The sequence below is a fragment of the Ligilactobacillus sp. WC1T17 genome, from assembly GCA_900110005.1.
Classification (GTDB): domain Bacteria; phylum Bacillota; class Bacilli; order Lactobacillales; family Lactobacillaceae; genus Ligilactobacillus; species Ligilactobacillus ruminis_A.
This window is the reverse complement of the sequence record FOCC01000004.1, coordinates 28,372-52,367: the sequence shown is the minus strand read 5'-3', so window position 1 is coordinate 52,367 and position 23,996 is coordinate 28,372. Positions and strand designations below refer to the sequence as shown.

Genomic DNA, 23,996 nt, shown 5'->3' with positions numbered 1-23,996 from the left:
GGAGTCCTTTTTTTAAGCTTTCTTTCCCGGTTCGGAAGCAATCAACATCATTTGGCCGGATAAGCGCCAGTTTTTAACATCATTTGGCAAAATAAAATGCATTCCCTTCTTCAAAGGATAAGTTTGACCATCAACTATCAAACTTCCTTGCCCGTCCAAAACAGAAACGAGCGTATATAAAGCATCCTGCCGGCTCAAATCCGCCTGGCCATCCAGTTGCCACTTATAAATGGCAAAAAATTCAGTTGCCACAAAACGCGTTATTTTAGCATCGCCCACTTGATATTCTTGGCGGTTTAACACTGGATCGACATGAGGCACATTAGTAACTTCAATTGACTGTTTTAAATGCAGTTCCCGTTTTTGACCGGTCTTTTGATCAACTCGGTCAAAATCATACAGCCGGTAAGTTGTATCAGAACTTTGCTGGGTTTCAAGCACCATAATCCCAGCTCCAATCGCATGAATCGTTCCTGAAGGCACATATAAAAAATCGCCCTCTTTGACTGGAACCTTGCGCAATAACTGCTCCCATGCGCCTTTTTCAATCATGTCAGCTAATTGCGCCCTGGTTTTGGCATGATGACCATAATACATCACAGCTCCAGGATCTGCCTTTAACACATACCAGCACTCCGTCTTGCCTAATTCATGTTCATGACTCAAAGCGTAAGCATCGTCAGGATGAACCTGCACAGACAAGTCTAATTTGGCATCTAAAATCTTGGTCAATAACGGGAAAACATCCCCTTGAGCATTACCAAATACTTCACGATGCAAATCCCAGACCTGATTTAAAGTCAACCCTTGATAAGGGCCATTAATAACGGTCGACGGTCCATGCTTATGTGCTGAAATAGCCCAACATTCGCCGGTATGATCACTGGGAATATCGTAGCCGTACACCTCTTTTAAGCGGCGTCCTCCCCAAATTTTTTCTTGAAAATAAGGTTTTAAAAATAATGGTTGACTCATCAAATCATCCCTTTGCTAAATTTATAGGTCAACTCTATCATATTTCTTGAATGAAAACAATTTCATGAAACTAATTTTCTTGTAAAAAGGTATCCACAATCTGATCACGCCACTGCAAGAACACTTCATTATCAGCAGTCGGATGAACCCGATTTGTCAACACGAGCAAAGCTTCTTGATTTTTTTTATCAAATAAAATAAATGTCCCTGTAAAACCGGTATGGTATAGGCAGTTTGTTCCATCCGGCTTTTGCCGTAAATCCCACCCCAAAGACCGGCCTAAGTCCTTGGTTGGCGTATGATCTTGGAATAGGTTTCTGATAGTAGCATCTGACACAACCGGTTTATGCGGATCATTTGACATAAGCCAAATACCATAACGGATTAAGTCATTTAAGGACATAAATAAACCGGCTGAACCACAATTTTTACCTAAAGTATAAGCTTTAGGATCGTGAACGACCCCGCAAATCAGGCCCCTTTGAGGCGTTAATTCCGTTGGTACGCAATCAGAACTGGCAGGACTGAAAATACTTTCCATTAACCCCAAAGGCTGCAAGACTTCTTTAGTGATAGCTTCTTGCACTGGACAGTGATAAAACTTTTCAATAATCCAGCCTAGTAAAATCGGGCCAATGTCGGCATAGACCACTTTCTTTTCAAAATCAGGGCCTACTTTTAATTGGTATAACGCCTCGATTAATTCTTCTTTGTTTAACTGGTCTCTATTTTTTATGTAGCCCTGCAAATTAGATGTATGGGTCAAAAGATGTCTTAAGGTGACCCGCTGATCGCTAAACTTTGGCAAATAATCACATACATGGTCATCCACGGTTAATTTTCCAATATCCTGCAAGTGTAAAATCAAAGTCGTCGTCCCAATGACCTTGGTTAAAGAAGCAACATCATACAATTTGCCCCAAGTCAGTCTTTTTTTATGCGGCACCAAGGCTTCATTGCCGAAAACCTCAGCTTCAACCTGGCCTTGTTGCATAATTGCATAAGAAACTCCTGGCACAATTTGCTTGGTAACAAGTTGATGCAAGAGTGCTTTTGTTTTTTCTTTACTCACTTTATTTCACCTTTTGCTTAATTTGATTTATATAAATAATTTTAAACTTTCCTTGTTCATAGTCAATCCGGCTGGCCCGGGAATTGTCCACCAAAAATAACGGTACGTCACCATTAAGACTTTCGATAAAGTTCGATAAAATCAAGCCGTGCGTGACAATCAGCAAGTTAACATCTCTGCCTTGATATTCTTGCGCAATTGTTTCTAACGCCCTTCTAAACCGTTGTTCCAAGTGAACTGATGTCTCAATTTCTTCTTCACCGTCCATGGTGCGGAATAATTCGGTCAATTCAGCCACATGTTCTTCATTGGCAAAAGCGCGGATAATTTTGCTCAGGCCTAAAGTTCTAAGTGCCGTCGGTATTACGGTCATATTATTGGCTTCTTCGAATTTACCAAAACTCAGTTCCCTTAAATCAGGATCACTATAGACTGGCGGATATCCCTGTTTATTTTCGGCTAAAATCAAAGCTGCCGTCTCCTTTGTTCTAAGTAAATCACTGGTATAGACGGCCGTAAATTTGATTTGGGCTAATTCTTTGCCCAGTCTTTTAGCCATCCGCTGCCCTTTTTTAGTTAAAGGCGAATTAGTCGTACCTTGCAACCGGCGAGAACGATTCAGACGGGTTTGACCATGTCTTACTAAATAAAAATGAATTGTCATCAGCTCACCTCATTTCTCATACTTACTATTATAAAACAAGACTTCATTTAACTAAAATATTTTGATGGTTAGATTCATTTAATTTATTTTCATTACAAAAACTGTTAAAATGTAAATAAGAGAAAAAGAGAAGAGAAGGTTTTTCATTTGTCAAGCAACTCAGATTCAATTTTCAATTTGCTTTCATACTTAAAACGTCACCCCAAAGAATGTTTTAATCTGACTGCCAACTGTGCGAATGTCGTCCAGATTTTTGTCAGCGACCATGTTAGGGTAGCTGATGCAGATATTTATTTTCCTGATAATAAGTTAATGGTAAACCGCTTGGATGATGATTTTGTAGCCCAGCACGGCGAACTTTTAGATTATTATGCTCAATTTTTAAAAGACGACCGCCAGCATTTTAAAGAAGTTTGGGCCACAACCGCTCACTTAACCCAAAAACAATCTTATTTTATTGAATTATCGTATGAATAAAAAAAGCCTTAAAGGTTAGCACCTTTAAGGTTTTTCTTATGCCTCTTTTCTGAAAGCTAAAACTAAAAACAAATCAAATAAAACAAAACTAGCCGTAAACAAGAAAACACTTTGATAGCTGAATACACTGGCAATTGCTGATCCCAGCATTGGTCCAAACATCCCGCCGGCGGCTTGGAAGGACTGATTCCAGCTAAAAATGCGGCCAAAGGCTTCATGCGGTACACTCTTGGTTAAAACAGTCTGTACTGCCGGCAGCATAGCAGCACTAGCCATCCCTAATAAAAAGCGCCAAAAGCCTAACAACATCGGTGTATGCGCAAAATACATCGGGATAAAGAAAACAAAAGCCAAGCTTAAGCCGACCAGTAATATCTTTAGCGGACCAACTTCATCCATCTTTGTCCCCAAACGAGCCGCTACCAACAAAGTCCCAAAACCAGGCATAGCTGCTACCACACCGCTGACAAAAGAGACATTGCCTTGATTATGCATCAATTGTTTAACTAACAAACTGATAATCGGTGAAATTGACATTAAGGACGACTGCACCAGCAAAGTAGTAATAAACATCGTATAAATCAATTTACGATTTGAAAGCCCAGCAAAAATTTCTTTCATCGGCTTCATTTCTTTAGCTGAGATAGGGGTGAAGTGCTCTTGGGTCGTTAAAGTCAGCAAAAAGACCAATGCCATCAAACAACCTACAATATAAAATGGGGCACGATAGCCTAAAACACCGGCAATCGCCCCCCCAACCATCGGTCCAATCAAATTACCCGTCACACTGGCAGTCATCATTTGCGAAATCACTGCTCCCGAATGGCCTTCAGGCGCTTCACCAGCCATAAAGGCGGTCGCATTATTAACATAGCCGGAAAAAGCACCCTGCAAAAAGCGCAAACCGATAATCATCCAAACGCTATTTGCCATCCCGGTAAAAAGGATGGTAAAAGTCATAACACCTGAAGCTCTAAGACACATCAACTTGCGCCCTTTGCGGTCAGCTAAATTTCCCCAGTAAGGAGATACAATTGCTTGTGCTAAAAAAGTCGCTGAAAAGGCAAAGCCCGAATAAAAGTTCAATTCAGTCCGGCTAAAACTGCCGATACTTTCCATAAACAGTGGCATGAAAGGCATCGTCATGGAAAAACCCAGCCCCGTAATAAAACAGCCAACCCAAAGCGTAATAAAGGTTCGTTTCCACGAAAGGGGCATCTCTTTATAAATCACAAAAATTCCTCCTTGCTCGATACCCTCTATTATCACGCTACCAATACCAGTTTTCAACCCCCAAATAACTTTAGGCTAATCGTCTAAATCTTCTTCGATATTTAACCCAAACAACTGCGCTTCCGGTGAATCACTGGCAACCGGATGTACCACTAAAATCGCTACGGCACCTTTTTCAGAAATATATCCGGCAAAAGAACATACTTCTTCAACCAAATATGCCAGCCCGTCAGAGTTATAAATATACTGTCCTGCCACTGGCATTGTCTCAAAAGTCGTCTTATTCATCCGGTAGTATTCGCCGGAACTATCATGCATTACAAGTAAAACTTTTTTCATCATAGATCCTCCTAAAAAAGCGGGCTTTCATTCAGCCCGCTGTCCCAATATTAGATGTTGATTACCTTATCTAAGAAGGCTTTGGTTCGTTCATTTTGAGGATGATCAAAGACTTCTTCAGGGGAGCCTTGTTCGACAATATTACCATCAGCCATGAAAACAACGCGATCAGCCACTTCTTTAGCAAAGCCCATTTCGTGTGTTACCACAACCATGGTCATCCCATCTTGAGCTAATTCTTTCATAACCTTCAAAACATCTCCGACCATTTCCGGATCAAGTGCGGAAGTGGGTTCATCAAACAACATAATATCTGGTTTCATTGCCAAAGCACGTGCAATTGCAACCCGTTGCTTTTGACCGCCGGAAAGAGAAGCAGGCATGGCATCGAATTTATCATCCAAACCAACCATTTTAAGTAATTCATGTGCCTTAACCTGCGCTTCTTCTTTAGTCATTTTGCCCAGTTCAACTGGTGCTAAAGCAATATTTTCACTGACACTTAAGTTATTGAATAAATTGAAATGTTGGAAAACCATCCCAATATTTTCACGGGCTTTATCAATATCCGTCTGCGGATTGCTGATATCTTGCCCATCTATTACAATTGTACCAGATGTAGGCTCTTCTAGCTTATTTAAGCAACGCAAAAGCGTACTTTTTCCTGATCCTGAAGGTCCGATTAAAACTACAACTTCATTATCCGCAACCTTAAAATCAATTTCCTTCAAGACATGATTAGAACCATAATCTTTAGTCAAAGCAGTTACATTAACTCTTAAATCAGTCATTAGTCATTAATCCTCCGTTCAATCCCTTTTGAAGCCAAAGTTAAAATTGTAATGATAATCAGATAAATTACCGCTACAATTGCCCATACTCTGAAGCCTTCCAAATTGCGGGCAATAATAATCTTACCTGTTTGCGTTAATTCCAAAAGTCCGATTACAGATAAAATCGACGTATCTTTTAAAGTAATAATAAATTGGTTAATAAAAGATGGTACCATAATTTTAATACCTTGAGGCAAGACAACCCTCTTCATGGCTTTATTAAATGGCAAGCCTAAACTTCTAGCCGCTTCCATTTGACCTTTATCAACAGCTTCGATTCCACCTTTAACAAAGGCTGCAATATAAGCACCTTCATTTAACATCAAGGTAACAACCCCCGCCACAAAAGCCGGAATTTTATTACCTGTCAAACTTGGAATCCCGTTATAGATGAATAAAGCTAACACAATCAAAGGCAACCCACGAAAAATATAAATGACTACCGCTGAAAACCCTTGGGCAAACTTATTTGGCACAACACCTAATAAACCGATTAAAATACCAAAAATAGTTGCAAATACAATCGAAATCAAGGTCAATTTAACTGTTTCAGCTAAGCCTGATAAAAAGACCTTCTTGTTTTGCTTAAGCAAGCCCATGACAGTATGACTTTCTTTAGCATTTTGTTTCTTTTTAGAAACAGCTTTAGAGCCGGTGTATTTATTAATAATTTGGTCGTATTTGCCGTTTTTCTTTAGCTTGGCTAAACCTTCATTGAACATTTTCAGCAACTTCTGATTATGGCCTTTTTTGACTGCAAAGCCATAGGAGCCTGGATTAGTTGGCTTGGTAACAATCTTCAAGGCTAAACCTATTTTAACGCCATAGCTTAAAACGGCACTATCTTCAAAGCAGGCTGCTGAATTGCCATTTTTAACATCATTATACATGTTATCTGAATCATCAAAGGTTACAGTCGTAAAACCATAGCGGTCTTTGATGGAATTGGCGTAATCAGCCCCCGCAGTACCTGTTTTAACAGCTACTTTTTGACCCTTTAAGTCAGTTAACGCCTTAATTTTAGACTTAGGACTAACTGCCATCACTAAGCCTGAAGAGTAATATGGTGTTGAAAAATCAAATTTTTCTTTTCTTTCATCAGTAATTGTCATCCCAGCAATCATACCATCCGCTTGACCGGAGCTGACAGACTGAATGGCTGCATTAAACCCAATCGGTCTAATTTTTACTTTAAAGCCTTCTTCTTTTGCAATTGTCCGAATCAATTCCATGTCAATTCCGACATATTTGTTTTTATCGTTAGCGTAAACAAATGGGGGAAAAGTTACATCGGTATCAATTACATATGTCTTAGATGCCTGGGCCTGTTCAGGTTGCTGCTGGGCCATCAGCCCTGCCGTGATCAAACCTGTTAAGACTAAAAACAACGAAAATAGCTTTTTCATTGGTATACTTCCCCTTTTCTTGAAAATATTTTAAATTACTTTCAACAGTATACCATCTCTTGTCATAAAATGCTACATGTGAATTATACTTACTAATTTAAATGATTTGATTTATTTCCTTCAATACCTGTAAATTCGGCTTTTTTTTACTTTAATTTGCTTTCAAATATTTTTATTAAATCTTTTTTCACATTTTTATCGTCATTTTCGAATTTAATAAGTAACTTTTTATAACATGGACTAATTAGCCATTTTAAAGTTCGGCTCTGCTTTTAACGCTTGCTGATGATAAGTTATGTGCTTAATTTCTACCAGCGGTTTTTGCTGCATTTGATTAATTAATTGATCAATCTTTAAGCTTGGCCCCTGTACTTCCATTTGTACCCGGCCGTCATCCAAATTCTGAACCCAGCCTGTTAGGCCCAATTCTTTTGCTTCAACCATTGAATTATATCTGAACCCGACTCCTTGAACCCGTCCAGTAAAAAAAAGCTCTAATCGAACGGGTTCTTGGCTGGTAAACAAAGCAGCAAATTTAGGCAGGTTAGGGTTAATTTTATTTTGCGTTGTTGGCATTTCAAACAATGCTTTCAATTTTTCAAACATTAAACTTCACCTCTAGATTGATATTATTAGATTTTGCTTGACAAGCAACTTTTTTATGACTATACTGTAATAGTTGATTAATTATTGGGCATTCGCCAAATTGGTAAGGCAGTGGACTCTGAATCCATAATTTACAGGTTCGAACCCTGTATGCCCAATCGTCAGACACCGGCTTTGGCTGGTGTTTTTTTTTACAAAAAAGAATGCTGTGTTGCCACAGCATTCAACCTGAAGTTTAGCACTTTTTGCTTATTTATCTTCTTTTGCATATCTTTTGACATGACGTTCCAAGTATTGTAGCAACATGGCTTCATTTTTAAACTCGCGCGGATGTTTTTGTCCATGAAGCCGCAAAGTAATTTTATTAATCTTGTCTCGCCCTGTCCATGTATAGGAATGCTCAACGATAAACCGGTTCATAAACTTGCCATCTTGCTTACCGAATTTAAGTACATAAACTCTTTCTGGCACCATCAGCGGATTAACGTGCTCTTTTTCATACTCAACGCCATGAGCATTTAAAAAATTCTTGGTTCTTCTTAACATAGCATGTCCTCCTTTTTGATAGTTTTCTCTTGCTTATTTTACTAATTATAGCATCTAAATGTTAAGTAATTATGTTGCCTAAAAATATTTTTTTACCCCTTAAACACCACTATAGCAAGAAAGGCTGGGAAAGACTCCCAGCCTATTATCACCCGTACGGGGATCGAACCCGTAACTCCGCCTTGAGAGGGCGACGTCTTAACCAATTTGACCAACGGGCAAAAACTACTCTTATTATTATACACTTAAATTTTAAAAAAGCAACTATTTCCGCGGTTTCCGTCCCTTTTTTAGTGCTAAAACCAAGTATGTCAAATATAAGAATAGCAGCCAAAAACTCGCACATATAAAGACTAAAGTCATCAATTGTGGCGCAAAATATTGCCGCTCCAACAAAAGCAACAGATCAATAACAGACCAAATAACCAGTCGTGTTTTCAGCTTATTTAATTCATTAATCACGTTTGAACACAGCTTTCAAATTTTCAACCGGCTCAAACTGGCGGTTATAATATTGAACATGATAAGCCTCCTTAGAACTTTCAAGCACAGCATACGTTCCGCCAAGCTTAGCGTAAGGTCCGCGTGGTTGGCTGATGCTGCCGGGATTTACAATGAGCCTTCCTTGACCGTAATCAGCATATAATTGATGGGTGTGGCCATAAAAAGCAATTTGGCAGCTTTCGGCCTGCATTTGGTAATCTAATTTATCAAGGCTAAAATTAACACCATATAAATGTCCATGGGTCAAGAACATCCGGTCAGGTCCTCTTTTGATAATTCTTTCATTATCAAAGCCACTATCAAAATCACAATTTCCCATAACAACATACATCTTGGTAAACAGTTCATCATTGGATCTTAATTCTGAATCGCCACAATGCAGAATTAAATCAGCTTCATTTTGATATTTTTCGACTAATTTAACTAAAATATCACGATCACCATGACTATCACTGACAATTACGTACTTCATTTTTTCACCTACTTTTGGTACCACGCATCAAAATGTTTCATTAATTCTTTGACTGCTTGAGCGCGGTGACTGACTTTATTTTTTTCAGCCATCCCCGCTTGTCCAAAGGTCTTAGCAAAAGGCGGATAGTAAAATAAAGGGTCGTAGCCAAAGCCATCATCGCCATAAGCCTGGTCTAAAATATAACCAGCGACATTACCTTCAACGATTAAGGGCTCTTTATCAGGTGCGGTAACTACAATTGAACAATGAAAGTGAGCCGTTCTTTGTTCCTTAGGCACTCCGGCTAATTCGCGCAACAATTTAGCATTATTAGCTTGATCATCATGATCCCCGGCATAGCGGGCTGAATAAATGCCAGGTGCTCCATTTAAATAATCCACTACAAGACCTGAATCATCTGCTAAAACCGGCAGGTGATATTTATCCGTGAGGGTTTGGGCTTTAATCAAAGCATTTTGTGCAAAGGTTGTCCCATTTTCATTAATTTCTACTTGTTCCGGCAAATCAGCTAAGGTTACAACTTCTAACCCCATCGGTTCGAATAATTGGCGGTATTCCCGCGCCTTGCCCGCATTTTTAGTTGCAATTAAAATCTTTTCCATTCCATCTGCCCCCTTTAATCTTGTCTTTAATTATGGTCAAAAAAAAGCAACTTTGCAAGAAATAATATTCAATTTATAAATTAATCTAAAAAAAATGCCAAATCAGAAATGACAAGGTATAATAATATGTAGACATTATTTGAAGGAGTCCTTTCTACCATGCAGGAAAATTTCTATGACTTGGCCTTATCCCAAGATAAATTAGACGTCACTATCTTGCGTGACGTCCTTTTACCTGAACTTTTAGGCCGGGACAATAATATTTTATACTGGGCCGGCAAACGCCTCGCCCGCCTTTTCCCTTTGGCTAAAGATGAAGACTTGCCCGTTTTCTTTGCACAAGCCGGCTTTGGCACTCTCAAGCGGACCAAAGCTAAACGTAATAACCAATACTTTGAACTAAGCGGACCGGAAGTCATTTTACGCCAGCAATTAAATTCAAACGCTGACTTTTTGCTTGAAGCCGGCTTCTTAGCTGAAACGATCCAAAACCAGCTGGGCTTTATCACTGAAGCAATTGTGGATAAAAAGACAGCTAATACTGTCAACTTTTTAATTCAAGTTGACACCAAAGACCCGCTTGACCTAGATGAAGCACCTGAAATGTCTCCTTTAGTCCTACACGATGACACTGAGGAAACTGAAAACTAAAAAAAGTCTCACTCCGGCAAAGTGAGACTTTTTTTATTACATATGTTTCTTTAAAACTTCGGCTAATGAAGCCTTGTCATGATAGCCGATAATCGTATCAACAATTTGACCATCTTTTTTAACAACCATTGTTGGAATACTCATAATACCTAATTGGCCAGCAATTTCAGGGTTAGCATCCACATCAACTTTATAAAAATTGACATTGTCCATTTCATTTGCTAATTGTTCTACCACAGGACTTTGCATCCGGCAAGGACCGCACCATGTTGCCCAAAAATCAGTAAATGAAAGTCCTTGAGCTGTTTTTTCGTTAAAATCTTGACTTGTAGCAGTTTCAATCATTTTGCTACCTCCTTAATTATTTATCAAAAAATATTTTAGCACAGCTATTTATGGTAAGCTATTTTTTTGCTTACTTAAAGTAAACAATAGTTGCTCCATTGCCGCCAGCATTTGGCGGTGCAAATTCAAAGTGCTTCACAGCGCGATTTTGTTGCAAATAAGCCACAATTCCTTTTCTTAAAGCACCGGTTCCTTTGCCATGCACCAATGTTACGGAAGGATAGCCGGCTAAAATAGCAGCATCAATGTACCGGTCAACATTTGTCATAGCTTCTTCATATCTTTGACCTCTAAGATCCAGCTTAGGCGAAACATGACTAGAGGCCGTCCGTTTAACCACCGTATGCGCTCCTTTAGCAGTTTGCTCTTTGATGGTGATTTTTTCCAAATCATTTTCGTCAACTTTCATCTTTAAAATACCCAGCTGCACTTCCCATTCATGCTGGCCTAATTTTTTCACTAACACGCCTCTTTGCCCATAGGTTTTAACCATGACATCATCGTTTTCGTGAAATTCTTGTTGTTGCTTAGCCCGACGTAAGACCTTATTTTTCTTAAGCATCGGCTGTTCGAGCGCGTTTAAGCGACTTTTAGCATCAATTAATTCATTTTCTTTAATATTAGCTCCGCTTTGCTGCATCTTATGCAAATCAGAAATCACAGCATCCGCCTTTTGCTGTGCATTTTGCACAATTTCGTTGGCTTGCTGACGGGCTTGCGCTAACATATGCTCTTTTTCTTGCTGGTAGCTGGCAAAAGCTTTTTTCAAATCTTCATATAGACTTTCAGATTCGTCCAAATATTTTTTAAAATCAGCCTTTTCTTCTTCAGCTTCATGTCTTTTAGCCACTAAATCTGCGATCATTTCATTGAGATCTTGACTGTCTTGAGCCGTTAATTGGCGCGCTGCTTCCACAATACTTGGGTCAAGTCCCAGCCTTTTTGAAATATCAAAAGCATTACTACGACCAGGAATCCCAATTAACAGACGATAGGTTGGCTGCAAGGTTTGCGCATCAAATTCCATCGACGCGTTAATCGTTTGCGGACGTTCATAGCCATAAGCTTTAAGTTCTGGATAGTGGGTTGTAGCCACTACATAACTGTCTTTAGCACCAACGGCATCCAAAATAGCAATGGCTAAGGCAGCCCCTTCTTGTGGATCAGTTCCCGCACCTAATTCATCAAATAAAACTAAAGAACGTTCATCAATATGATTCAAAATCTCCACAATCGTCGTCATATGAGCTGAAAAAGTCGACAAACTTTGTTCAATTGACTGTTCATCGCCGATATCTGCAAAAATATCGTCAAATAACCCAATTCGACTATTTTCATTAGCCGGAATAAATAAGCCGGCTTGCCCCATCATGCTTACTAGCCCCAATGTTTTTAGCGTGATTGTTTTACCACCAGTGTTAGGTCCCGTAATCACCATGGCTTGGTAATCTTTACCAATGGCGATGTCATTTTTGACCGCTTTTTTAGGGTCAAGCAATGGATGCCAAACCTGCCGCAGGTAAACATCATTTTCCTGCGAAACCAGGGGCTGGGTCGCTTTTAATTCATGTGCAAATCGCGCCTTGCCGTTAACAAAATCAAATTTACCCAATAAATCAGCGTTATGCCACAACTCAGCCGTATAAGGCGCAATCATAGCTGAAAGTTCGACCAAAATCCGCTTAATTTCTTCTTTTTCAGCTGCCTGCTGCTGCCGCAAACGGTTATTTAAATCCACAATTGCCTGTGGTTCAATAAATAAGGTTTGGCCCGAAGAACTTTGATCATGGACAATTCCGCCAAAAGTACCACGATATTCAGCTTTCACCGGTAAAACGTAGCGTTCATTACGAATCGTCACCAGCGCATCACTTAAATATTTAGCTGATTTGCCTTTGACAAAATTGCCTAAACGACTTCTAATCTCCGCTTCCGTTGCCGAAATTTGCCGTCTTAAACTAGCTAAAAGACGGGAAGCTTCATCAGTCACATGACCATCATTTTCGATTGACTTGAGCAAGCGCTGTGAAATTTCCGGTAAAGTCGCTAATTTTTGCGCTTCTTGTGCCAAATATTGCAGCTTAATTTCTTCATCAGCGGCATTTCTAAAAAAGCGTTTAACATCACTAGTTGCCCTTAAAACCCGGCCAATTGCTGCCAGTTCCTTGGCATTCAAAGTTGCATCAATCTCTAACCGTTTTAAATAAGGTGTAATATCAATTAAACTTGGAACTGGAATGCCGCCTTTGAGTCGCAACAAATCACTAGCATCCTTAGTTTCAGCTAAGCTTTTAACAACTTCAGCATAATCAGTGCTGGGAAGTAGGTTTAAAGCTAATTTATGTCCCATGTCGGTTGTCATATATGCAGCTAAGCGCTGAATAATTTTAGCGTATTCAAGTGTATTTAATCCTTTTTTATTCAAACTATCTTCCTTCTTCTATGCATTTAATTCCGATAACCAATATTTTAAAATATTATTCGAGACCACCGGTGTTTTTTCCAGCATTATTTGTGCCAGCGTTGAGTCCGTGACAGATGCTCTGACATTTTCATTTGGCCATGAGCTTAGTAATAACAAAATTAAAAATAAAACCCCATACATCAAAAGACTGGTTACCAGTCCGCCAAGCACTCGGTTAACTAATGAAATTCCCGGCAAATTGGCCACCACAGTCAAAGGCCCCAGCATCATCCGCACCAAAATGCCCAAGCCAATCGTAAAAAGCCAAAATAAAATCAACTGATAAAAAGCTTCATTCAAATTAAGCCCCAAATTGGCTAAAACACCTTGACTTTCACCTGAAAACCGGGGTAATTTAGCCGCTAAAATGGGCCCATAGCGGTGCGATAAAACGCCAGCCAAAAGCGCCACTAAAATAAAACTGGCTACCCTGACAATCAGCCCCATAATTCCTTTGGTAAAGCCGTAGCGGTAGGCTAAAATTAGCAAAATCACAATAATAATCGAAACCATTAGCTTTCCTTTTGTTCCTTGAGCTGATCTACTTCAGCCTGTTTTTCAAGACAATCTGACATCGCATTAATCGCCAAAAGAATAGCAGCTTTTTCCGTCGACAAATCTGGCATATTCCGCTTAATTTCCGCCAATTGCTGGTTTAAAAGCTGACTGACCGCCTCCATGTGTTTGGGGGTCGCTTTGCCGATAATAGTGTATTCTTCCTGCCCAATTTTAACTTTAAACCTCTTTTTTGTGGTCATCTTTTTCACCTCGCAAAAATCTTTTTCTATTTTAACATGAAAAACACCTTGCAAATAGTTATAAATTAAAAGGAGCTGTTTTTCCAGCCCCTTTCAATCTATTGCATATTTTCGTCGTTGAGGAATGTATCTAAAACTCCTTCAACCATATCCCATTCTTCATCGCTTTCGATTTCAATCAAGTCAACATCATCGCCTTCTTCATTTGGATCAAAGGCATAAGCCATCACATCAACTTGGTCGCCTGGTTCTGACCCCGCAGGAATCAGCAAAATGTATGATTTGCCGTAATCTTCAGAATCAAATGTAAATAAAACTTCATATAGGGTTTCATTACCATTATCATCGGATACGGTAATATATTTTTCATCATATGCGCTCATGCATATTACCTCATTTCTTTATTTCTGCTAAGAGTTTTCCGGAAGCATCAAGATAGTTTTGCAAAATTAGGGTTGCCGCCAATTTATCAATAACTTTTTTGCGCTTTTTGCGTGATGTATCAGCTTGTTCTACCAACATCCGTTCCGCTTGCACTGTGGTTAACCGTTCATCTTGAAAATCAATCGGCAAATGGAAAGTATCAACTAAAAGCTGACCATATGCTTGTGAGGCTTGCGCTCTAGGTCCTAGCGTATTATTCATATTCTTGGGTAAGCCCAAAACAAAGCCGCAAACATCATACTTAGCTGCTAATTCTTTGATACGGTCAATGCCGAATTCTTTTTCATCTTCATTAATACGGACAATTTCTACGCCTTGAGCTGTCCAGCCCAATTCATCACTTACAGCAATCCCGACTGTTTTCGAACCAACATCAAGTCCCATTAAACGCGCCACTAATCTTTATCCCCCTTATCAAGGTATGAACGCACCAATTCCTCAATAATTTCATCACGTTCATGTCTTCTGATTAAATTACGGGCATCGTTGAGCCGTGGAATATAAGCAGGATCTCCTGAAAGCAAATAACCTACAATTTGATTAATTGGATTATAGCCCTTCTGTTCCAAAGCTTGGTATACCGTTTCTAACGTTTCTCTGACATCCTTTTGGTTGCTATCTTCAAAATTAAAATACATGGTTTTATCCAACGAACTCATCTTAAACACCTCCGTGATTTATCATCACTTCTATTCTACTAAAAAAAAGCCTTAGTAACAATCAATAAGCCCTTATTGTAAAAAATCCGTAATCATTTTTAACAAAATAAAAAAGATTGGTTTAAAAAAACCAATCTTTTTTTGTTTATTGTTCTGCCAACCATTTTTCACTAGCTTTCAAAGCTTGGCCTAAACCTTCAGGGTTCTTGCCACCAGCTTGAGCTAAGTTAGGCCGACCACCGCCGCCACCGGCAACTAATGGCGCAATTGCTTTAATCAAATCGCCAGCTTTAAGTCCTTCCTTAACCTTAGCATCAGATACAGCAGCAATTAAGTTGGCTTTACCGTCAACTGCCGTTCCTAAAACTAAGACATCAGATAAGTTCTTTGCTTTCCATTGATCAGCCAAGTTGCGCAATTGATCCATGCCTGAAACTTTAACAGCTGCGGCAATCAAAGTTTTGCCGTTGATGGTCTTGACGTCTTTGAAGACATCTTGAGCCTGTTCACTGGCAAATTTAGCTTCCAATGAAGCTACCTTATTTTCAAGGTCTTTAATTTGATCTTGCAAAGCTTGTACTTTATGCGGAACTTCTTTAATTTGTGAAATCTTCATCTGTGAAGCAGCCTGTTGCAAAAGCAGATTGCGGTGTTCCAAATATTCAAAGGCTTCTTTTGACGTTACCGCTTCAATTCTTCTAACACCAGCGCCGACACCTGATTCGGAGATAATCTTGAACAAGCCGATTTCATTGGTGTTATCAACGTGGTTGCCACCGCAAAATTCCATCGAGAAATCGCCGGCTTTAACAACGCGCACTGTTTCACCATATTTTTCAGTAAAGAGGGCAATAGCACCCATCTTCTTGGCAGATTCAAGGTCTGTCACAGTAGTTTCAACCGGCAAGTTAGCCCAAATCTGTTTATTAACCATGTTTTCAACCTTGGTTATTTCACTTTGCGTCATAGCACCCATCTTGGTGAAGTCAAAACGCAAATAATTTGGTTCAACCAATGAACCGGCTTGGTGAGTATGGTAGCCTAAAACATTCCGCAAGGCTTGGTCAAGCAAGTGGGTTGCCGTGTGGTTCTTTTTCACCTTGTTGTGGAATTCCACATCAACAGTTAAAGTATACTTTTGTCCCTTGGACATTGGCTTAATAAGCTTAACTGTATGCATATTTTGTCCATTAGGTGCATGTTGAACATCCATAACTTCAGCACAAACACTGCCGTCTTCAGTTTTGATCACACCTTTATCAGCAACTTGGCCACCCATTTCAGCATAGAATGGTGTCTTATCAAAAATCATCAATGCTTGACCAGATTGAACTTCATCAACCAATTGGTTATCAACAATAACATCTTTCAATGTACCTTGACATTCTAAATCGCTGTAGCCGACATATTCACTTTCCGTCTTAATATCAGTCAATAAGCCGTTTTGTACGCCCATTGATTTAGCATTGCTGCGCGCTGCACGGGCACGTTCTTTTTGCTTTTGCATTTCGCTGTCAAAGCCCTCTTTATCAACTTCAAGGCCTTGATCAGCCGCAATTTCTTGGGTTAATTCAAACGGGAACCCGTAAGTGTCGTAAAGTTTGAAAACCCCAGTCCCAGGCAAAGTCTTTTGACCCTGCTTTTTAGTTTCAGCAATCAAATCATCTAACAAGCCCACGCCATCTTTTAAGGTTTCATTGAAGCGGTCTTCTTCATTACGGATAACTTTAGCAATGTAATCTGCTTCTTCTAAAACTTCAGGGTAAGCTGATTCCATGATATGTCCAACCACCGGCACTAACTTGTACAGGAAAGCTCCTTCGACACCGAGCTTTTGGCCATGCATGACAGCCCGACGGATTAACCGCCGGATAACATAACCGCGTCCTTCATTAGATGGCAAAGCACCATCCCCAATAGCAAAGGTAACTGCTCTGGCGTGGTCAGCAATAACCTTGAAGGAAACATCTTTTTGTTCGTCATCGCCATAATGCAAATCACCTTGCGCTAACTTAGCTGTCTCATCGATGATTGGCATAAACAAATCGGTTTCAAAGTTAGTTTTGGCATGTTGGAAAACAGAGACAACCCGTTCCAAGCCCATGCCCGTATCAATATTTTTATGTGGAAGTGGTTCATAAGTGCCATCTGGCTTATGGTTAAATTGTGAAAAGACAATGTTCCAAATTTCCAAATAACGCTCATTTTCACCACCTGGATAACTTTCAGGGTCATCTTCAGGCAAGTTGTTCATTTCTTGACCACGATCGTAGAAAATTTCCGAATCTGGACCTGATGGACCTTCGCCGATATCCCAGAAGTTATCTTCAACTTCATAAATATGCCCCGGCAAAACGCCAACAGCTTCCCAGCATTCTTTGGCATCAGTATCTTTAGGATAAACCGTAATATATAATTTTTCCGGATCCATCGCAAACCATTCTTTGCTGGTTAACAATTCCCAAGCCCAGGTAATGGCTTCTTTTTTAAAATAGTCACCCACAGAGAAATTGCCCAACATTTCAAACAAGGTATGGTGGCGGGCAGTATGGCCTACATTTTCAATATCGTTAGTCCGAATAGACTTTTGTGAACTGGTGATGCGGTGGTTCTTAGGTACAACTGAACCATCGAAATATTTTTTCATTGTTGCAACCCCAGAGTTAATCCAAAGCAAAGTTGGGTCATCGTGAGGAACCAAAGGAGCACTTTTCATCACATCGTGCCCTTTACCTTTAAAGAAATCCAAATACATTTGTCGTACTTGTGCACTAGATAATTCCTTCATATTAAATAATTCCTTTCTGAAAACAAAAAAACACCGCTGCTACTAGGGACGCCAAAGCGCGGTACCACCCTATTTGCAACGATGCTTATCGTTTACCTCTTAATTACCCAAAAATGTGGGCAAGCATTAATTCAAATTTATATTTTCGAGGAGCACTCACGTTACTGCCTGAGCTTTTTCACCAACCAAGCCCTCTCTAATAGGTCAATATAACCTAAGCATATCTCGATTTCTTTTCAAAGTATAAAAAATAATTAGCCAATTGTCAAGTAAAGCTTATTTTTTCCGGTTGGCCCGCATTTCTTCCCGCCGCTTCAACTTACGCTTTTGCCGTTCATCTTTTTGAATAGCCCTTTTAATTTTATTTTTATAACCGGGCTTGCGCTTTTGCTTTTCTTTTTTCACCATGCCAATCAACTTAGGATCAAGGCTCTTATTTTTGGCCTTGCGCTTTAACCGGCGATTGCGGTCGTAAAAATCAACCAATTCGCCATTGGAAAAACGTTTTTCACTAAAAGTAATCCCCATTTTTTCCAATTCAGCGACCAACTTATCTTCACTAGGTGCATACAAGGTCACCGCTGTCCCTGACATGCCATTGCGTCCCGTCCGCCCTACACGGTGCACAAAGAATTCCAAATCCTTAGGAATATCATCATTGATAACCAAAGAAACCCCTTCAATATCAATCCCGCGGGCTGCCAAATCAGTTGCCACCACATATTGATATTCCATATTTTGAATTTCACGCATCGTCCGCTTACGTTCACGCGGTTGAATGCCCCCATGAATCTTAGCAACTCTTAATCCCTGTGACCGCAGATAAGCCGTAATATCATCCACACGTTCTTTAGTGTTGGCAAAGATTAACGCTAAATAAGTTTGTCCCATCGTTAACAGTTGATAAATCAGCTGGTTGCGGTCGCGACCCTTCGTAGACATTAAAATATTTTCAATTGTCGGACTGATGACGGTTTTATTTTCCACCACTTCAATTACAGGATTAGTCATATATTTATGCAAAAACGGCTGTAATTTAGCTGGAATGGTTGCTGAAAAGACCATCATCTGTAAATCTTTAGGCATTGCCCCAGCAATCGCATCGGTTTCTTTCAAAAAGCCTAAATCCAAGGTCATATCAGCTTCATCCACCACTAAAATTTGAGCTTGGTGTACATCCAAAGCCTGCGACCGCATCAAATCAAGCACCCGTCCTGGCGTCCCAATCACAATCTGCGGCTGCGTGTGCGCCAATTTTTCCATTTGCCTTTTCTTATCGGTCCCGCCGACATAATTATGAACTAAAATTTCTTTTGAACTGTGCTTAGCAATTTGCTTAGCTGCTTCATAGATTTGATAGGCTAATTCACGGCTGGGTGTCGTAATCACTGCTTGAACCATGTGCAAATCAGGATCAACCTTTTGAAAAATGGGCAGCAAAAAGGTATGGGTTTTCCCGCTACCGGTTTGCGATTGTCCCACGACACTGCGCTTTTTTAAAATAAGCGGAATCAACCTTGCCTGCACCTCAGTTGGATTGACAAAATTGATTTCAGCTAAAGCTTCATTGATAAAAGGCTTAAAGTTAAATTGTGCAAAAGACATTAATTTTCCTCCATAAATTTGGCAGCCACTTGATCTAATTTAGTTACAAACTGCTCAATTCCAGCAGCACTTGGTAACTTAGCCCCGCTGGCTAACGGATGGCCGCCACCATCGTATTCTTTGGCAAGCTCATTAATCACTGGTTGTTTCGAACGTAAACGTAAACGATAGCTTCCGTCTTCTTGTTCCACAATCAGTGCCCAGCATAAAACTTCGCTGATTTTACCCGGCAAGGATACAATCTTAGCGGTATTATTAACCCCTAATTCCGTCATGATTTGCCGGTTAACCACCAAATAAGCTGCTCTGTGCTCTGTCAGCTTAAGATTTTGGTAAGCGTAGGCTGCTAGTTTTGCTTCAGCCAACGAAATTTCATCGATTTTGCGGTTAATCTTGGTACAGTCAATCCCCGTTTGCATTAATTGAGCAGCTACTTTCAGCGTATGCGGTGTCGTACAATCATACATAAACCGGCCCGTATCGCCAACAATCCCGGTATACAGCAAAGAAGCTGCCTTTTGACTAATTTTAAGCTGATTTGCTTGAGCTAAATCAAAAATAATTTCGGAACAGCTCGAAGCCTCTGGGTTAACCAATGATAAATCACCGTAAGGATCATCATCAGGGTGGTGATCAATTTTAATCAAATATTTGCCCTTCAGATAACGTTCATCGTCAATTCGGGGTGTATTGGCTGTGTCAGTAACAATAACTAAAGCATCTTGATAAAGCTCATCTAAGACTTCATCAGCTTGCAAAAGCCATTTTAAGCCAAGGGTATCTTTTCCAACGGTCACGACTTTTTTATCTGGAAAATTATCCCTGATAATCTCTGCCAGACCGCCTTGCGAACCTAAAGCATCCGGATCGGCATTTTGATGGCGGTGGATAATAATCGTTTGATATTCCTTGATTTTATTAAAAATTTCTGCTGCAACAGTCATAACTTACACCTCACAAATTTAAGCTTGTCAACTATTCAGTATACCACGAATTGCCAGCGAATATCTAATCAAATAACTTTAAAGTTATGTTCTGATAGGACAACGATTCCAAATTAGTCATCGTCAGCCCTAAAAGTCTGATAGCATCGTCTTTGAAGTTCATTTGGTCAAATAATTCCATCCCATATTCCGCTAATAATTCTCCATCATTATTAAAAAAATCAGCCAGTGTCAAGCGTTTGGTCTGTGTTTCAAATTGCTGATTGCGCAATTTCAATACAAGCGTTTTACCATGTTGCTGCTTTTTTTGTAATAAATGGGCTAACCGGTCAGCTGTCCAACTCATCTGGGCTTCAATTGCCGCCCGCCCAACTAAAGGCGCCGTCAAAGTCCGTTCCACGCCCAACGATTTACGTTTGCGGTCCCACTGTACCTGACGTTCGTCAATACCACGCACCTGCTGATAAAAAAAGTGGCCCATCTTACCAAAATGGTGAATTAAGTCCAATTCTGTTTGCTGATATAAATCATAACCGGTATAAATCCCTAATTCATGCATTTTAACCAGCGTTTTTTGTCCCACGCCCCGAAACGCTTCAATTTTTAGCGGGAACAAAAAATCTAGTGCCTCATCTGGCCTAACTAAGGTAATGCCCACCGGTTTAGCGTAATCCGACGCTAATTTGGCCAAAAATTTATTATAAGAAATGCCTGTCGAACAAGTCAGCCCTGTTTTTTGGTAAATTTCCTGCTGCAGTCTATGCGCCAAAAGCAGGGCCGATTTGGTTGGAACTTTAGGCTCCGTCACATCCAAATACGCTTCGTCAAAAGCAATCGGTTCAACTTTATCAGTATACTCATGAAAAATAGTATGAATTTCGTGTGAAACAGCTTGATATTTGGCAAAATTAGGAGTGATAAATTCAGCCTGCGGACACAATTTCAAAGCTGAAATAGCCGGCATCGCCGAATGAATGCCGTAAGCTCGTGCCGGATAATTTGCCGTAGCTACAACGCCTTTGCCCCCAAAATGGCGGGGATCTTTAGCAATCACCACTGGCTTATCTTTTAATTTTGGATTATCACGTACTTCAATGGAAGCATAAAAACAATCCATATCAACATGAATAATTTTTTTCTCTGTCATCTTCTTAACCATAAAAAGGAGCTAAGAAAAATCTCAGCTCCCTTTTTTAACCTTCATATTCCCAATGGTTACCATCTTTAGCTAATAATTTATCAGCTGCTTTTGGTCCCATGGTTCCGCAAACATAATTTGGAAAGGCATCATCTGATAAGTTTTCCGCATCCCAAGCTTCACGAATTGCATCCAAGAATTTCCACGAATATGATAATTCATCCCAACGGGCAAAATTCAAGGTTTCGCCACGCAAAGCATTTAAAATCAGTCGTTCATAAGCTTCCGGCACTCCAGCTTTTTGTTCATCAGTTAACTGATAGCCGATATTAGCTGTTTCAATTTCAAAGCCTTGCCCAGGTTTTTTCATATTAAGTTGCATTGAAATTCCCGGATTAGGATCAATATTGATGGTCAAAACATCATGCTTTAATTTATCATCAAAAACGACCGTCGGCATCTGTTTAAAGACCACATCAATCCGTGTTGCTTTAGTCTTCATCCGCTTACCGGTTCTAATATAAATCGGCACACCAGCAAAATCCATATTATTAACTTCTAATTTTCCAGCTACAAATGTTTCCGTCAAGGAATCTTTTGCAACCTGATCTTCATCGCGATAAGCAATTTGGTCTTTAGAAGCGCCATATTGCCCCCGCACAAAGTTTTCTTTAACTTCTTTAGGACTGTAGACTTTGAGTGATTTTAAAGCATTGATTTTTTCACGGGCAATATCTTCAGCACTGTATGATACCGGGGCATTCATCGTCAGTAGTGTTACAATTTGCAAAATATGATTTTGCACCATGTCCCTTAAAGCCCCGGCTGTCTCATAATAACCAGCTCTTTCTTCTACCCCTAAAGCTTCACTTAAGGTAATTTGAATGTTGCTGATATAGCGGTTATTCCACATTGCATTAAACATACTGTTGGCAAAGCGGACTGATAAAATATTTTGCACCATTTCTTTACCCAAATAGTGATCAATTCTAAAGACGTCATGTTCTGGGAAAGTTTGGGCAATTTCATCATTTAAAGCTTTAGCACTGGCATAATCATGCCCAAAAGGCTTTTCAACAATCACGCGGTTATAGCCATGATCAGTTAAAATTCCCTGTGATTTCAAATGGTCGCAAATCGTCCCAAAAAACCGAGGTGACATAGCTAAATAGTAAATCCGATTACCTTCTAAAGCGTACTTAGCGTCTAATTTTTCCGCTAAATCCTTCAATGTTTGATAATGGCTGGTATCATTGACATTGTGTGATTGATAATAAAAGTGGCTGGCAAAGGCCTTAGCCTGCGCAGTATCATCAGTTAAACCATCAATAGCATTTTCAATAATTTCATGATAATAATCATCTGTCCACGGACGACGGGCGGTCCCAATTACTGCGAAATTTTCTTTTAAATAGCCCCTCTTATATAAATTAAAAAGCGCAGGGTAAAGTTTTCTTTGGGCTAAATCCCCTGTGCCACCAAACATAATAAATAGTGCTTTTTGTTCAATACTTTTCATCGATTTTTTGCAGATGAGTCTAAATGCTCATCTAACTCCTTTCCAATCAGATTTAAAGCAATTAATCACTAATATCCTTTTATATTTTAGCTCATTAAAAGATACTTTAACAAGCATTTTACCTTGGGATAAAAACAAAAAAAGAGCTGGAAATCCAGCTCATTTTTCTTAGATTAAATGGACACCCTTATCCACATAAATAACATCGCCGACAACACCGCTAGCCAAATCACTCATCAAAAAGGCGCACATGCCACCAATTTGGGTGGTTGTAACGGAAACATCATCCACGGCCCGATCTTGAGACATATCAAGCAATTTAGAGTGGCCTTTAATCCCTGTAACTGCTAAAGTCTTAACCGCTCCGGCTGAAATGGCATTAACCCGGATACTCCGCTTGCCAAGATCACGAGCCATGTAGCGCATTTCAGCTTCCAAAGCAGCCTTAGCAACACCCATTGTATTGTAACTAGGAATGGCCCGGCTTGAGCCCATGAAAGTCAACGTTGCTAAACTGGCTTTTTCAGCTAATAAATCTTGTTCCAAAGCGCTTTTGGCCACAGCCAAAAAAGAAAAACTGGAAACATCCAAAGCTTGCGCAAAACCTGCTCTGGTTGAATTTAAAATATCGCCTTCCAATTCATTTTTTGGTGCAAAAGCAATCGCATGCACAATGCCATCAATTTTACCAAAACGCTCTTTGATAGTACTAAAAGCATTGGTTAAGCTTTCATCATCGGAAACATCACATTCAACCAATAAATTTTCATCGCCGACAAGTTTCAACAAACTTTTCTTTAAACGTTCATTTTGATAAGTATAAATCAATTCAGCGCCTTGTTCTTGCATTACTGAAGCACAGCCCCAGGCAATCGAACGACGGTTAGCTGCACCCATAACGAGAATTTTTTTACCATCTAGTAAATTTCCCACAATTTTCATCTCTTTC

The 23,996-nt window shown here is 39.8% G+C and carries 26 protein-coding genes and 2 tRNA genes; 3 read left to right on the top strand and 25 right to left on the bottom strand.

Annotated elements, in window-relative coordinates:
• Window positions 1-12: 12 nt before the first annotated feature.
• From manA to BMX26_RS03410, 3 genes are all read right to left on the bottom strand, one after another.
• The gene (gene manA, locus BMX26_RS03420; protein ID WP_075530059.1) at window positions 13-975 is read right to left on the bottom strand and encodes a mannose-6-phosphate isomerase, class I; all 963 of its coding nucleotides are present in this window, start codon (window positions 973-975) and stop codon (window positions 13-15) included.
• 70 nt (window positions 976-1,045) lie between these two features.
• Window positions 1,046-2,047: a serine hydrolase domain-containing protein gene (locus BMX26_RS03415; protein ID WP_075530058.1), complete on the bottom strand. Its 1,002-nt coding sequence runs from the start codon at window positions 2,045-2,047 to the stop codon at window positions 1,046-1,048.
• Window position 2,048: 1 nt separating this feature from the next.
• A complete protein-coding gene (locus BMX26_RS03410; protein ID WP_082272464.1) occupies window positions 2,049-2,714 on the bottom strand; it encodes a histidine phosphatase family protein in 666 nt (221 codons plus the stop codon).
• A gap of 144 nt (window positions 2,715-2,858) precedes the next feature.
• Here BMX26_RS03410 and BMX26_RS03405 point away from each other — a divergent pair, with 144 nt between their 5' ends.
• A complete protein-coding gene (locus BMX26_RS03405; protein WP_075530056.1) occupies window positions 2,859-3,188 on the top strand; it encodes a hypothetical protein in 330 nt (109 codons plus the stop codon).
• 36 nt (window positions 3,189-3,224) lie between these two features.
• On the opposite strand, the gene BMX26_RS03400 is transcribed toward BMX26_RS03405, so the two are convergent.
• The 5 genes from BMX26_RS03400 to BMX26_RS03380 all read right to left on the bottom strand — a co-directional run bounded on the left by BMX26_RS03400 (window position 3,225) and on the right by BMX26_RS03380 (window position 7,605).
• Complete coding sequence (locus BMX26_RS03400) at window positions 3,225-4,421, bottom strand: MFS transporter (RefSeq protein WP_082272463.1); 1,197 nt, start codon at window positions 4,419-4,421, stop codon at window positions 3,225-3,227.
• Window positions 4,422-4,496: 75 nt separating this feature from the next.
• On the bottom strand, window positions 4,497-4,760 hold the full coding sequence (locus BMX26_RS03395) for a LysR family transcriptional regulator (protein ID WP_075530055.1): 264 nt from the start codon (window positions 4,758-4,760) through the stop codon (window positions 4,497-4,499).
• A 50-nt stretch (window positions 4,761-4,810) separates the two neighbouring features.
• Window positions 4,811-5,551: an amino acid ABC transporter ATP-binding protein gene (locus BMX26_RS03390; RefSeq protein ID WP_075530054.1), complete on the bottom strand. Its 741-nt coding sequence runs from the start codon at window positions 5,549-5,551 to the stop codon at window positions 4,811-4,813.
• Complete coding sequence (locus BMX26_RS03385; protein ID WP_412771398.1) at window positions 5,551-6,942, bottom strand: amino acid ABC transporter substrate-binding protein/permease; 1,392 nt, start codon at window positions 6,940-6,942, stop codon at window positions 5,551-5,553. The genes BMX26_RS03390 and BMX26_RS03385 overlap by 1 nt, the downstream gene beginning before the upstream one ends.
• A 297-nt stretch (window positions 6,943-7,239) precedes the next feature.
• A complete protein-coding gene (locus BMX26_RS03380; protein ID WP_225355194.1) occupies window positions 7,240-7,605 on the bottom strand; it encodes an acylphosphatase in 366 nt (121 codons plus the stop codon).
• Between the two features lie 85 nt (window positions 7,606-7,690).
• Between BMX26_RS03380 and BMX26_RS03375 the strand changes: the two genes are divergently transcribed.
• A tRNA-Gln gene (locus BMX26_RS03375) sits at window positions 7,691-7,763 on the top strand.
• 91 nt (window positions 7,764-7,854) lie between these two features.
• Here the strand turns inward: BMX26_RS03375 and BMX26_RS03370 are convergent.
• The 4 genes from BMX26_RS03370 to BMX26_RS03350 all read right to left on the bottom strand — a co-directional run bounded on the left by BMX26_RS03370 (window position 7,855) and on the right by BMX26_RS03350 (window position 9,732).
• Complete coding sequence (locus BMX26_RS03370; RefSeq protein WP_075530052.1) at window positions 7,855-8,151, bottom strand: hypothetical protein; 297 nt, start codon at window positions 8,149-8,151, stop codon at window positions 7,855-7,857.
• Window positions 8,152-8,299: 148 nt separating this feature from the next.
• Window positions 8,300-8,372, bottom strand: a tRNA-Glu gene (locus BMX26_RS03365).
• 233 nt (window positions 8,373-8,605) lie between these two features.
• On the bottom strand, window positions 8,606-9,127 hold the full coding sequence (locus BMX26_RS03355) for a metallophosphoesterase (RefSeq protein WP_075530050.1): 522 nt from the start codon (window positions 9,125-9,127) through the stop codon (window positions 8,606-8,608).
• Between the two features lie 8 nt (window positions 9,128-9,135).
• Window positions 9,136-9,732: an XTP/dITP diphosphatase gene (locus tag BMX26_RS03350; RefSeq protein ID WP_075530049.1), complete on the bottom strand. Its 597-nt coding sequence runs from the start codon at window positions 9,730-9,732 to the stop codon at window positions 9,136-9,138.
• Window positions 9,733-9,891: 159 nt separating this feature from the next.
• Between BMX26_RS03350 and BMX26_RS03345 the strand changes: the two genes are divergently transcribed.
• Window positions 9,892-10,383 carry a YslB family protein gene (locus tag BMX26_RS03345; RefSeq protein WP_075530048.1) on the top strand — a complete coding sequence of 164 codons (492 nt, stop codon included), beginning with the start codon at window positions 9,892-9,894 and terminating at the stop codon, window positions 10,381-10,383.
• Between the two features lie 36 nt (window positions 10,384-10,419).
• Here the strand turns inward: BMX26_RS03345 and trxA are convergent, their stop codons facing one another.
• The 13 genes from trxA to fabI all read right to left on the bottom strand — a co-directional run bounded on the left by trxA (window position 10,420) and on the right by fabI (window position 23,980).
• Window positions 10,420-10,728, bottom strand: coding sequence for a thioredoxin (trxA, locus tag BMX26_RS03340; RefSeq protein ID WP_075530047.1), 309 nt, complete (start codon window positions 10,726-10,728; stop codon window positions 10,420-10,422).
• A 70-nt stretch (window positions 10,729-10,798) separates the two neighbouring features.
• Complete coding sequence (locus BMX26_RS03335) at window positions 10,799-13,153, bottom strand: endonuclease MutS2 (RefSeq protein WP_075530046.1); 2,355 nt, start codon at window positions 13,151-13,153, stop codon at window positions 10,799-10,801.
• A 15-nt stretch (window positions 13,154-13,168) separates the two neighbouring features.
• On the bottom strand, window positions 13,169-13,705 hold the full coding sequence (locus BMX26_RS03330; RefSeq protein WP_075530045.1) for a CvpA family protein: 537 nt from the start codon (window positions 13,703-13,705) through the stop codon (window positions 13,169-13,171).
• Window positions 13,705-13,950, bottom strand: a complete 246-nt coding sequence (locus BMX26_RS03325) for a cell division protein ZapA (protein ID WP_075530044.1) — start codon at window positions 13,948-13,950, stop codon at window positions 13,705-13,707. The genes BMX26_RS03330 and BMX26_RS03325 overlap by 1 nt, the downstream gene beginning before the upstream one ends.
• A 98-nt stretch (window positions 13,951-14,048) precedes the next feature.
• A complete protein-coding gene (locus BMX26_RS03320; RefSeq protein WP_412771397.1) occupies window positions 14,049-14,339 on the bottom strand; it encodes a DUF1292 domain-containing protein in 291 nt (96 codons plus the stop codon).
• Window positions 14,340-14,343: 4 nt separating this feature from the next.
• Window positions 14,344-14,790 carry a Holliday junction resolvase RuvX gene (gene ruvX, locus BMX26_RS03315; RefSeq protein WP_180366050.1) on the bottom strand — a complete coding sequence of 149 codons (447 nt, stop codon included), beginning with the start codon at window positions 14,788-14,790 and terminating at the stop codon, window positions 14,344-14,346.
• A complete protein-coding gene (locus tag BMX26_RS03310) occupies window positions 14,790-15,053 on the bottom strand; it encodes an IreB family regulatory phosphoprotein (protein WP_075530042.1) in 264 nt (87 codons plus the stop codon). The genes ruvX and BMX26_RS03310 overlap by 1 nt, the downstream gene beginning before the upstream one ends.
• 145 nt (window positions 15,054-15,198) lie before the next feature.
• Entirely contained in the window at window positions 15,199-17,841 is a 2,643-nt protein-coding gene (gene alaS, locus BMX26_RS03305; protein WP_075530041.1) for an alanine--tRNA ligase, read from the bottom strand.
• Between the two features lie 276 nt (window positions 17,842-18,117).
• Window positions 18,118-19,446 (bottom strand): DEAD/DEAH box helicase, encoded by a 1,329-nt coding sequence (locus BMX26_RS03300; protein WP_075530040.1) that lies wholly within the window; start codon window positions 19,444-19,446, stop codon window positions 18,118-18,120.
• Entirely contained in the window at window positions 19,446-20,390 is a 945-nt protein-coding gene (locus BMX26_RS03295) for a DHH family phosphoesterase (RefSeq protein WP_075530039.1), read from the bottom strand. Before BMX26_RS03295 ends, BMX26_RS03300 begins: the two co-directional genes overlap by 1 nt.
• Window positions 20,391-20,454: 64 nt before the next feature.
• Complete coding sequence (gene dinB / locus BMX26_RS03290) at window positions 20,455-21,537, bottom strand: DNA polymerase IV (RefSeq protein WP_075530165.1); 1,083 nt, start codon at window positions 21,535-21,537, stop codon at window positions 20,455-20,457.
• A 46-nt stretch (window positions 21,538-21,583) separates the two neighbouring features.
• On the bottom strand, window positions 21,584-23,047 hold the full coding sequence (gene zwf, locus BMX26_RS03285) for a glucose-6-phosphate dehydrogenase (RefSeq protein ID WP_075530038.1): 1,464 nt from the start codon (window positions 23,045-23,047) through the stop codon (window positions 21,584-21,586).
• 168 nt (window positions 23,048-23,215) lie between these two features.
• On the bottom strand, window positions 23,216-23,980 hold the full coding sequence (fabI, locus tag BMX26_RS03280) for an enoyl-ACP reductase FabI (protein WP_075530037.1): 765 nt from the start codon (window positions 23,978-23,980) through the stop codon (window positions 23,216-23,218).
• Window positions 23,981-23,996 lie beyond the last annotated feature (16 nt).